Below are 12,619 nucleotides of genomic sequence, written 5' to 3'. Positions count from 1 at the left end.
ACTAAGGAGGTAAGAAAGATGAAAGTACCATATAATTGGCTAAAAGATTATGCAGAAATAAATGTAGCCCCAAAAGAATTAGGAGATAAATTAACTTTATCAGGATCACAACTTGAAGAGGTGATTGTTCAAGGTGATGTAATCCAAAATGTAGTTACAGGAAAAATTACAAAAATTGAAAAGCATCCAGATGCAGATAAATTAAGTATTTGTCAAGTTAATATTGGAAGTGAAGAAATACAAATTGTTACTGCAGCAACTAATATGAAAGAACAAGATGTTGTGCCAGTTGCACTACATGGTTCAGTATTAGCTGATGGAACTAAGATTAAAAAAGGAAAACTTAGAGGTGTGCCTTCAAATGGAATGTTCTGTTCAGAAGAAGAACTAGGTACTGCTGGAGATGAACCTGTTCATGGATTAATGATTTTACCAAGTGATACTGAACTTGGCAGAGATATTAAAGAAATTTTAGGATTAAATAAAGCAATCTTAGACTTTGAAATAACTTCAAATAGACCTGATTGTTTAAGTATGATTGGTATGGCAAGAGAAACTGCTGCTACATTAAGAACATCATATAAAATGCCTAATTTAGAATATAAAGTTTTAAATTCTAGCAACGTTAATGACGAGATTAAAGTTGAAATTAATGATGAACTTTGCAATAGATATATGACAAGAGGAGTTAAGAATGTTAAGATAGCTCCATCACCAGGTTGGATGCAAGAAAGACTTCTAGAAGCAGGGATAAGACCTATAAATAACATAGTTGATATTACTAACTTTGTTATGCTTGAAACAGGGGCACCAATGCATGCATTTGATAGAAGAGAACTTACAAACAATAAAATAGTAGTTGAAAGAGCTAAAGATAAAGAAAAATTTACAACTTTAGATAATGTTGAAAGAGAATTAGATAATTCAGTACTTTGCATTAAAGACGGAGATAGAACAATAGGTCTTGCAGGTATAATGGGTGGTCTTAACTCAGAAGTCAAAGATGATACTACAGAAGTTGTTTTTGAATGTGCAAACTTTGATGGAAGAAATATAAGAGTAAACTCTAAAAAGTTAAACTTAAGAACAGAAGCTTCAGCTAGGTTTGAAAAAGATATTGATCCGAATTTAGCTAAACTTGCATTAGATAGAGCATGTGCTTTAATTTGTGAGTTAGAAGCTGGAGAAGTTATGGAAGGTACTATAGATGTATACAACCATAAAAAAGAAGAAGGAAATTTAACAGTTGATTATAATTGGATAAATACTTTCCTTGGAACAGATATTTCTAAAGAAGAAATGAAAAGATGCTTAGATAGTTTAGATATATTTACACAAATAAGCGGAGATAATTTAATATTAAAAACACCAACATTTAGAATTGATCTTGCAATTAAAGAAGATATTGCTGAAGAAGTTGCAAGAATTTATGGATATGATAAAGTGCCTACAACAATATTTAAGGTTTCTACTGAAAGAGAACCTAAATATAGAAAAGAAATTTTAGATGATAATGTAATATTACTTGCAACTGGAAGTGGATTAAATCAATCTATAAGTTATTCATTTGTATCTCCAAAGGTATTTGATAAAGTGAATTTACCTAAAGATAGTGAACTTAGAAATGTAGTTAAAATAAAGAATCCATTAGGAGAAGATTATAGCGTAATGAGAACAATAACATTACCTTCAATGATGGAATCTTTAGAAAGAAACTATGCAAGAAATAATTCTTTTGTTAGATTGTTTGAAATGGGTAAGATATATATTCCAAGTGAAGATGATACAAAACTTCCAATAGAAAAGAATGTATTAACTATTGGTATTTATGGCGATTGTGATTATTTAGATCTTAAAGGAATGGTTGAAAATATACTTGAAGGATTAGGAATAAACAACGCAGATTATAAAAGAGAAATTGATAATCCAAGTTATCATCAAGGAAAGACAGCAGCGTTATTACTTGGAAAAAACAAGGCAGGAATATTAGGAGAAGTTCATCCAGATGTTTCAGAAAATTATGGAATTGATGTTCCGTGCTTTACAGCAGAATTAAACTTAGATATCCTATATGAAAATGCTGAAACAGCTAGAAAATATAAAGTACTACCAAAGTTCCCAGCAGTAACAAGAGATATTGCATTGTTAGTAGATGATGAAATATTAGTTCAAGAAATTGAACAAACAATAAGAAAAGCTGGTGGCAATATAGTCGAGAAAGTTGAACTATTCGATATATATAAAGGTAAGCAAATACCAGATGGTAAGAAGAGTATAGCTTATGCAATAGCTTATAGGGATGAAAATAAGACATTAACAGATAAAGAAGTTAATAAGACACATGATAAGATTTTAAGATCTTTAGAATACAAAATTGGTGCTACATTAAGAGATTAAGGCATATTAAAGAAAATAACAAGTCAAAGATGCGACGTATATTTTGAGTCAGGCAAGGAGATGAAATTAACGCATAGCAAGCTATGGGCTGATTTTATCGACATGAGTAGAGAACCAAAATCTATGATTTTGTGTGAATCACTTACTCAGCGAGTGTATACGAGTCGAGCTTCCTTATGACGCAAAATAGACTAGCATACTGACTTGTTATTTATTTTCATATGCCTAAGGTATATGAAATAAGGAAGAGGATGTAACAAAAAAATATTTTTTGTTACATCCTCTTTTTTAAATCTCTCTGTTTTAATATAATTAAAAAATTCATCAAAGGTGTTAAATTTATAATCATATAAAGCATATATATAACTAAATTTAATTTTATAAGGTTTATTAGACTGTTTAGTACATAAAAAGTACCGTATATAAAAATTAATGATGAATATGTTAGTAAAGGTATAAAATTTAAGTATTATTAAAATTTAAATTAAGCATATTGGCTATCCATTTTTAAAAATATGTCTTAAATACAGAGGGAGTGAAGAATGTGATAAGACCAAAACCTTTGAAAATAGGAGATAAAATAGCTCTAATAGGAGCTTCAAGTCCAACTTCAAATGAGAGGATAAAAGCATCAATTGAAGCTATGGAAAAGTTAGGTTTTAAAGTTGTTCTTGGAAAAAGTTGTACAGCACAGCATGGTTATTTATCTGGAAGTGATGAAATTAGAGCAAAAGATATAAATAAAATGTTTTCTAATAAGAGTATTGATGGCATTTTTGCTATAAGAGGTGGATATGGTTCGGCAAGACTTTTAGATATGTTGGATTATAAGATGATTAAAAAAAATCCCAAGGTATTTGCAGGGTATAGTGATGTAACAGCAATTCATAATGTGTTAAACCAAAAATGTGGATTTATAACTTTTCATTCACCAATGCCAGCAACAGAAATTTATAGTGGATTAGATGAATATACTATGGAGTATTTTAAGAGAAACATTTTTAATAATAAGCCACTAGGAGTGTTAAACAATCCTAAAGGGGTTGAAATGAAAACTTTGGTTGAAGGATATGCAGAAGGACGATTAGTTGGAGGAAATCTTTCTTTGATTTGTTCATCTATGGGGACAAAGTATGAAATAGATACGAAGGAAAAAATATTATTTTTAGAAGATATAGGAGAATATCCATATAAAATTGATAAAATGCTCCTGCAATTAAAACAATGCAACAAATTTAAGGATGCAGAAGGAATTATTTTAGGGGCATGGACTAATTGTATACCTGAAGAAGGAAAAGAAAGCTTATCATTAATACAGATTTTTCAAGAATTATTATTAGCAGAAAATAAACCAATAATTTATAATGTGTGTTGTGGTCACTGTCTACCTACAATGACATTGCCACTTGGAGCAAAACTTAAAATGGATTCAACTAAAAAAGAAATTAGGGTAATAGAATAGAAGAACATAAGTTAAACTTCACATTGATTTTGAGTCAGTAATATCTGTAAATTATAATAAGAGAAAACTATTTTGAATATGGCTAAATGAAAGTCGGAGAAAAAATATTAATATTAACGTTTAAGAATATTATGATTTAAATTGAGAAAAAGTGTGTTTAAAAGTTAAGCACACTTTTTTATGTTTTATTAGTTTAAGGCACATTCAAAAAAATAATAGACTAGTATGCTTATCTATTATTTTCTTTCACGTTCTAAAGTATAGATTTTGATGAAAAATGGAATTAGTAAGTTAAGAAATTATTTAAAAATTATAGTAAACAATAAAGTATGATAGTATATAATGGAAAGTATATTATAATTAATGTACAATATATAAGGAATAATAATAAAGCATTATTTTATATGAAAAATTAAGGTTATGTTTTAAGTGAATGTTGATATTTTAAAACATAGCTAAAATTAAAAAAAGGAGTTAAAAAGACATAATGAAATTAATCTTAAAGTATTTAAAAAATTATAAACTGATTATTATGCTAAATATAATATCAGTTTTCGGATTTGCACTAGTTGAACTAGGCATTCCAACAATAATGGCTAAAGTTATTGATAATGGTATAGCAAATAATGATATATCATACATAAAACGAATGGGACTTATAATCATTTTTATTTCAATAGTTGGAGTTATGGGTACTATATTGCTTGGATATTGTTCTTCAAAAATTTCTACTAGTATAACTAGGGATATGAGGAATGATATTTTTAGAAAATCTCAGGAATTTTCACATAGTGAATATGATAAGTTTGGTGTATCTTCAATGATTACTAGAACAACTAATGATGCTTTTCAATTGCTACAATTTGTGAATACGCTCCTAAGAACAGCATTACTTACACCAATTATGTTTACTGTAAGTTTAGTAATGATTCTTAAAACAAGTTTACATCTATCAATAGTATTAGGAATAACAATACCATTTATAGTTATTGGAGTAGTGGTTATAGCTAAGATATCTCAGCCACTTTCTGAAACTCAACAAAAGAGATTAGATAAATTAAATCGAATCTCACGAGAAAATTTAACAGGTATAAGAGTAATTAGAGCGTTTGGAAATGATGATCACGAAAGAGAAAGATTTGCAGAAACCAATAATAATTATGCAAGTGTATCTAAGAAACTGCATAAGCTTATGGCAATTTCTCAGCCAACATTCTTTTTCTTATTAAATATAGCTATTTTAGCTATATTTTGGGTTTCAAGTAATATGATAAACATTGGAACACTTCAAGTTGGACAATTAGTTGCATTTATAGAGTATTTATTTCATGCTATGTTCTCTATTATGTTATTTTCAATGGTATTTATTATGTATCCAAAGGCGCAAGTTTCAGCTGATAGAATCCAAGAATTATTAGATGAAGAGCCACTTATTAAAAATCCTAAAAATGGGATTAAGGATACAGAAATTAAAGGAATAGTAGAGTTTGATAATGTTACTTTTACTTATCCAGATGGCGAGGAGCCTGTACTTAAAGATATTTCATTTGTTGCAAAGAAGGGTGAAACTATTGCATTTATAGGAAGTACTGGTAGTGGAAAAAGTAGCTTGATTAATTTAATTCCAAGATTTTATGATGTTACAGAAGGTAGCATAAAAATAGATGGAGTAGATGTGAGGGAGTATGATTTAAAGGCATTACGTAATAAGATAGGATTTATACCTCAAAAAACAGTACTATTTACAGGAAGTATAGGCACTAATATTAAGTTTGGTAAAAAGAGTGCAGATAAAGGGGAACTTGAACAGTCTGCTAAGGTAGCTCAGGCATATGATTTTATCACAAGTAGACCTAAAAAGTTTGATGAACTAATAAGTGAAGGTGGATCTAATGTGTCAGGAGGACAAAAGCAAAGATTATCTATTGCAAGAGCAGTAGTTAGAAAACCTGAAATTTACATTTTTGATGATAGCTTCTCTGCGCTAGACTTTAAAACAGATGCAACCCTTAGGGCTAAGTTAAAAGAGGAAACTCATGATGCTATAGTTTTAATAGTTGCACAAAGAATAGGTTCTATTATGGATGCTAATAAAATTATAGTTTTAAATGAAGGTGAAGTAGTGGGAATAGGTAATCATAGAGAATTACTTAAAACCTGTGAAATATATCATGAAATTGCATCATCTCAACTTACAGAGGAGGAATTAGCATAATGAATAAATTAAAAACTACTATAAATAAAATTTCTCCATTTGTGAGACCATATAGAATGCCATTTATTTTGGCTATTTTATTTATAATAGCAGCAGCTATTTTTAATGCTATTGCTCCAATGACTGAAGGACTCATAATAACACAGCTTATAAATGACGTAATTAATATGGGTAAAGGAATTGAAGGTGCTTCAGTAAATTTTGGTTATATTATAAGAACATTAGGAATTTTAACTTGCATTTATGTATTTAGTGCAGTAGCAACATATGTAGCAAGTTTCTTATTAACTAATGCTATTCAAAATACTATGAGGGATTTAAGAAATGCTGTTCAAGACAAGATTAGAAAATTACCAATAAGTTATTTTGATAAAAATAGTTATGGAGATGTACTAAGCCGTATTACAAATGATATAGATACAATTTCAAATGCTTTGCAACAGAGTTTTAGTCAAGTAATTAACTCAATGTTGTCTTTAAGTTTAGCCATTGCAATGATGTTTGCAATTAACACAAAAATGGCACTTTTAGCTATGCTTATAATACCATTAAGTTTTTTAGTAACTAGATTTATAGTTAGCAAATCACAAAATCTATTTTATAAACAGCAAAAGGCACTAGGAAAATTAAATGGTAAAGTTCAAGAAATGTATACTGGCTTTAATGAAATAAAGTTATATGGAAAGCAAGATGATTCAATAGAAGATTTTGAAAATATAAATGAAGAACTTTGTAATACTGGATTTAAGGCTCAATTTATATCAAGTATAATGTCTCCATTAGTTTCATTAGTAAGTTATTTAGGGATTGCTGCTATTGGAGTGCTTGGATCAATTTATGTAATTAGTGGACTAATTACAGTTGGTAACCTTCAAGCTTTTATACGTTATATATGGCAAATAAATCAACCGCTTTCTCAAGTAACTCAACTATCATCTTCAATACAATCAGCATTTGCAGCAGTTGAACGTGTATTTGAAATATTAAATCAAGAGGAAGATGTTGCAGACAGTGAAAATTCAGTAAAACTTAAAAATCCACAGGGAAATGTTACATTTGAACATGTTAAGTTTGGATATAATGAGGATAAAATTTTAATTAAGGATTTAAGCGCAGAAATAAAGAGTGGACAGATGGTAGCTATAGTGGGACCAACAGGTGCAGGTAAAACTACATTAATAAATCTATTAATGAGATTTTACGATATTCAAGGTGGATCTATAAAAATAGATGGGATAGACACCAGAGACATGAGGCGTGAAGATTTACGTTCAATTTTTGGAATGGTTCTTCAAGATACTTGGCTATACAATGGAACAATTTATGACAATATTGAGTATGGCAGATTTGGAGCCACTAAGGAAGAAATTGTAGAAGCAGCTAAAATAGCTAATGTTCATCACTTTATTAAAACCCTACCTGATGGTTATAATATGTTTCTTAATGAAGAGGCTTCAAATATATCTCAAGGAGAAAAACAACTGTTAACTATAGCTAGAGCTATAATATCAGATCCTGCAATATTAATATTAGATGAAGCAACTAGTTCAGTTGATACTAGACTAGAATTATTACTTCAAAAGGCTATGAAAAATATAATGAAGGGAAGAACTAGTTTTGTTATTGCTCATAGACTTTCAACTATTCGTAATGCTGATTTAATTCTAGTTATAAATGAAGGAAATATTATAGAACAAGGAAACCACGAAGAACTAATGGCAAAACAAGGTTTTTACGAAAAACTTTATAATAGTCAATTTGGAAATGAGGAGCAAATTAATTAAGTACAAGGCTCTGTTTTATCAACACTGTTTTAAAACAGAGCCTTATATAAATTATCAAAATGAAGAAGTATAAGTATTGTTTAAAATGTAATAGAAAAAAATAGCCTCAAGATGATATATAAATCATCTTGAGGCTACACCTTTTTAAAGCTCACGTTCAAGAATACTAATTTTTTTCTTATCTTCAAAATCATCTAAAGAGGTTATATCAAGTTTTTCTAAAACGTCATCAAGAACAGCACTATGAGTACCTACTTTTATAGGAGAGTCATAAGCAAAATTATCAACGGCCATTTGCCCTTGCTCAGGAGGAATCATAACTTTTGGACCACCAACGCAACCTCCAATACATCCCATACCTTCGATAAAGTTTGCATCAATAGTACCGTTTAGAGCACTTTCAAGGACTTCTTTACATTCTTTAATGCCTGAGGCTTTAACAGGTTTAAATTGCTTGAACTTATCGGGATAAAGCTCTTCTATAGTTTCAGAAATAGCAATTGAAACACCACCGCTACGAGCATATAATCTTCCACCACGTGAAGCATACTCAATAGAAGGAATACCTTGTAATTTATCTGGTTTAATACTTAAAGTTTTGAATATTTCATCAAGTTCCTGAAAGGTTAATACGAAATCTATGGCACCAATTAAATCTTTATCTTTAGCTTCTGCTTTTTTAGCAATACATGGGCCAATGAAAACTATTTTTGCATCTTTATTAAACTTTTTAATAACACGTCCTGCAGCAATCATAGGAGATACTGAAGGTGATAAATCTGGAATAAGGTCTTTATAAACCTTTTTTAACATTCCAATCCACATAGGACAGCAGCAAGAAGTTATCATTAAATCTTTAGGCCCATGTACATGCTTATTAAATTCAACTGATTCTTTTAAGGTTAACATATCAGCAGCAAAGGCTACCTCTACCATATCAGTAAATCCAATCTTGATAAATGCGGCTCTTAATTGATCCATAGTAACATTAGAACCAAATTGACCAATAATGGCAGGAGCAACAGCGGCAATAACTGTTTCATTATTGTTTATTAAATTCATTATAGGAAGAAATTCAACTTTATCTAAAATCAATCCATTTTTACAGGAATCTATACATAATCCACAATTAAGACAACGATTTGGGTCTATATAAGTAGATTTATTATTTGAATCATAAAGTATTGCATCAAATGGACAAGACGCCTGACATTTAAATTTATCATTTTTATCTTTAATACAATTTGCTGAACAGTCTTTAATTTTTTCAACTATTCTTTTGTTAACAGTATACTCTGTTATTGCCTTTTTTAAGTTATATAAATAGTTATTATCAAATTCAATATGAACTCCACACAAAGATGAAATAATAGTAAAAGTTTCTTGAGGAGATTTTTTATGACATACCATAATACGAGTAAGAGTTTCGTCAAAATTGCCATCATAATATGATTTAACTAACTCATCAAATAAATCATTATATTTATTATTCATTAATATACCTCCAATTTGTGAAATGTAAAATTAAAAACTCTTAAGGCACATGAAAGAAAATATAAGATGCATACTAGTCTATTATTTTTTGAATGTGCCTAAATATATACTTAGTATATATTTATTTGCAAATAATAATACTACAATCTAAAATAAGTTAAGCACATAAAAGAAAATAATAGATATGCATACTGGTCTATTATTTTTTTTTATGTGCCTTAAATTATAGAATAAAGAAGGAAGCTGCAATTATAAAATATACAGCAAGGAGTTGAACTCCTTCTAACCAATTAGATTCTCCATCACTTGATACTCTATTAGCTATAAGCACAGCCACTATAAGTGCTATTAATTCAAATTCGTTAAATATAATACTCATAGGAGTAAATATCAAACTTATAAATATTAATATTGGAGCAACAAATAATATTATTTGTAAACTAGAACCTATAGCAATTTCTAAAGCTACATCCATTTTATTTTTCATTGCCATAACAACAGATGTACTATGTTCCGCTGCATTTCCTATTATAGGAATTAATATAATACCTACAAAGAATTCACTTAATCCTAAACTTTTAGTTATAGACTCTATTCCACTTACTAAAAATTCACTTTCTATGGCTATTAATATAGTAGAAACAATTAATACTGCTATGGCTTTATTTAAAGACCACTTTGCAGTTGTATTTTCTTCACTATTAAAAGTATATAAATCCTTATGTGTGTAGAATGAAAAGACTAAACTTAATATGTATATTATAAGCATTATTATTGCAACAACAATGCTTAATCCTTCATATCTTGTATTCAATAAGTCTGGACTTACTGTATGAGTAAACAAAGCTGGAATACACAAACCTATAACCGCAAATAGTAACATGCTTGAAGAAACATCAACTATTTTTTTGTTGAAAGTTTGAGTTTTATGTTTTAATCCACCAGCTAACATACTTGCACCAAGTACTAATAAAATGTTTCCTATAACGGCACCAGCAATAGATGATTTAACTACCTCAAAGAGGCCTTGTTTAAGAGCAAAAAATGATATTATAAGTTCAGTTGCATTTCCAAATGTGCCGTTTAAAAATCCACCTATTTTAGGTCCAGAATAGAATGATATTTCCTCTGTTCCTTCACCCATAAGACCAGCTAATGGAATTATAGATAATGCTGCTAATACAAACATTATAGAGGGGGATGCATTAATAAATTTTGCTATAAAACTTATTGGTATAAATATAAGCATATACTTTAATATTTTCATTTGAATAAAATCCTCCTTTTAAATTTTTTCGAAAGTAGTTTTATTTATCTTAGAAGTTTGCTAGCTGTTTAGCTCTAAATAATTATGAATATATTTTAAATTTTATCAATAATTATCTATTGATATTATATACATATTAAGTACAATATAACAAACATATAAATTCTTGTTTTTTTATTGTAACCAACTATATATAGCAACATACTTGTTAAGAAAAATGTATAAAAATAATTTTATAATTATTTTTTATTTTACTCGTTTAATAGTTAATTTCAAACTATGTTAGTGTTATAGAAGATAACCAAACTATTGATTCAGCAGTAATAAATAGACTATCAATTGAGAAATTTTAAAATTTATATATTAAAATATTAAATTTGTTATAAAAAGTAATAAAAAAGTAAATATTTTTATATGATTAGTATAGGGGTATACAATTGTGTTATGTGCAAATATAGAATATAATTAAATAATAATAAAGAAATTTAAGAGGTGTTATTATGATAAAGGTAACAGTTAATATAAATGGTATGGATTACAATTTAAAAGGTGATAAAAATGAACAGTATCTACTTGATTTAGCAAGTTTTGTAGATGGAAAAGTTAGAGAAGTAATGGCTAAAAATTCTAGATTAAGTACAAGTGCGGCTACTGTTTTGGCTGCAGTTAATATTGCAGATGAACTTTATGAAAGTGATTTGAATTTACGTACATCAGTAAGTAAGAAAAAGAATATTGAGAGTGATAATACTGAATTAATTAAAAAGGTAGATAAGCTTAATTTAGATTTGCAACAATGTTTATCAGAAAAATCAAAGATTCAAGAAGATTTAATTAATAAAGAACAATCATTAAAGGATAAATATTCAGGTATTGAAGAATCTTTTAATACTTTAAAAGAGGAAGCAAAGAAATTTAAGAATGAAAATGATATACTTATTAATGAAAATAAAAGGTTTAATGAGAATTTAAAAGAAACTAAAAATTTAAATGAAGTTTTAAATAAGGAGATTATTGAAGTTAAAGAAAAGAATAAGTTCCTTTATAAAAAGGTAGATGAAGCTAGAAATAAAGAAATTAATTTAAAAAAGGATTTACAACACTCCACAGAACAAACAAAGAATTTTGAAAAGAAAATTTTTGATTTTAATATTGAAAATAAAGAGTTGGATAAGAAATTAAAGGGATTAAATGAGAAAAATATAGAAGTAGGACTAGAACTTGAAAGAATCAGTAATATTAGAAGGTCTTTAGAAGAAGAAAATATACTGTTAAAAGAAAAAACTACTTCTTTTGAAAGTAATGCTTCAACAATGCAAAGTGATGTAGAAGAACTAAAATTAGTTTTGTCTGATGAAAGAACTAAGAGACAATTAATTCAAGAAGAACATAAAAAATGTAAAGAGGAATTAGAGGAAATAAATAATTATTATTATGAAGCAGATAAAGAGCTTGGAGTGTGCAAAGGAAAGTTAAAAGAATTTAGTACAATAAATGATAATTTAACTAATCAAATGAAATCTCAAAAAAGAGAAAAACAAGACTTGGAACAAAAAATACAAAATCTAAATGATGAATTTATCAAAGTTAAAAATATAAATAATAAATTAGACAAAGAAAAACTTGAACTAAATAATGAGATTAAATCCATGAAGAATAATAATTATAATTTAATAAATAAACATAATACAAACAAGGAAACACTTAATATAAAGCATAAGGAAATAGAAGAGTTAAAAGGAAATTTAGAAAATAAAGAAAAATCATTGGTAGAATTAAAAAATAAAATAGAGGATCTTACCAAACAAAGAAGTAATTTATTAGAAAGAAGCAAAGAAATAAATGGAAAATTTAGAAGCTCAAAATATAAAGTTCTAGAGTTACAAGAGAAATTCATGAATCTAGAAATAGAGATAGCAAAATTAAAAAAACAAGACTCAGTTAATAGTATAAATAAAAGCAAACAAAAGTTAGCACCTCTTGCAAAGAAAAAGAAATAA

At 28.0% G+C, this 12,619-nt stretch carries 7 protein-coding genes; 5 read left to right on the top strand and 2 right to left on the bottom strand.

From position 1 onward, the window contains the following. Positions 1-18 precede the first annotated feature (18 nt). The 4 genes from pheT (at position 19) to BM027_RS04870 (ending at position 7,858) form a co-directional block, all read left to right on the top strand. Positions 19-2,397 (top strand): phenylalanine--tRNA ligase subunit beta, encoded by a 2,379-nt coding sequence (gene pheT, locus BM027_RS04885; RefSeq protein WP_090089340.1) that lies wholly within the window; start codon positions 19-21, stop codon positions 2,395-2,397. Between the two features lie 544 nt (positions 2,398-2,941). Next, positions 2,942-3,859, top strand: a complete 918-nt coding sequence (locus tag BM027_RS04880; protein WP_090089337.1) for a S66 peptidase family protein — start codon at positions 2,942-2,944, stop codon at positions 3,857-3,859. 487 nt (positions 3,860-4,346) lie between these two features. Then, the gene (locus BM027_RS04875; protein ID WP_090089335.1) at positions 4,347-6,074 is read left to right on the top strand and encodes an ABC transporter ATP-binding protein; all 1,728 of its coding nucleotides are present in this window, start codon (positions 4,347-4,349) and stop codon (positions 6,072-6,074) included. After that, a complete protein-coding gene (locus BM027_RS04870) occupies positions 6,074-7,858 on the top strand; it encodes an ABC transporter ATP-binding protein (protein WP_090089333.1) in 1,785 nt (594 codons plus the stop codon). Before BM027_RS04875 ends, BM027_RS04870 begins: the two co-directional genes overlap by 1 nt. A 144-nt stretch (positions 7,859-8,002) precedes the next feature. On the opposite strand, the gene BM027_RS04865 is transcribed toward BM027_RS04870, so the two are convergent. Both BM027_RS04865 and cax read right to left on the bottom strand, forming a co-directional pair. Further along, positions 8,003-9,352, bottom strand: a complete 1,350-nt coding sequence (locus tag BM027_RS04865; RefSeq protein WP_090089330.1) for a [Fe-Fe] hydrogenase large subunit C-terminal domain-containing protein — start codon at positions 9,350-9,352, stop codon at positions 8,003-8,005. A 223-nt stretch (positions 9,353-9,575) separates the two neighbouring features. Further along, positions 9,576-10,619, bottom strand: a complete 1,044-nt coding sequence (gene cax, locus BM027_RS04860; RefSeq protein WP_090089328.1) for a calcium/proton exchanger — start codon at positions 10,617-10,619, stop codon at positions 9,576-9,578. A gap of 500 nt (positions 10,620-11,119) precedes the next feature. On the opposite strand from cax, the gene zapA reads away from it, so the two are divergent. Next, positions 11,120-12,619 carry a cell division protein ZapA gene (gene zapA / locus BM027_RS04855; protein ID WP_090089325.1) on the top strand — a complete coding sequence of 500 codons (1,500 nt, stop codon included), beginning with the start codon at positions 11,120-11,122 and terminating at the stop codon, positions 12,617-12,619.

The sequence above is a fragment of the Clostridium uliginosum genome (assembly GCF_900112485.1).
GTDB classification, from domain to species: domain Bacteria; phylum Bacillota; class Clostridia; order Clostridiales; family Clostridiaceae; genus Clostridium; species Clostridium uliginosum.
The sequence above is the reverse complement of the archived record's forward strand: the minus strand, read 5'-3'. Positions and strand labels throughout refer to the sequence as shown.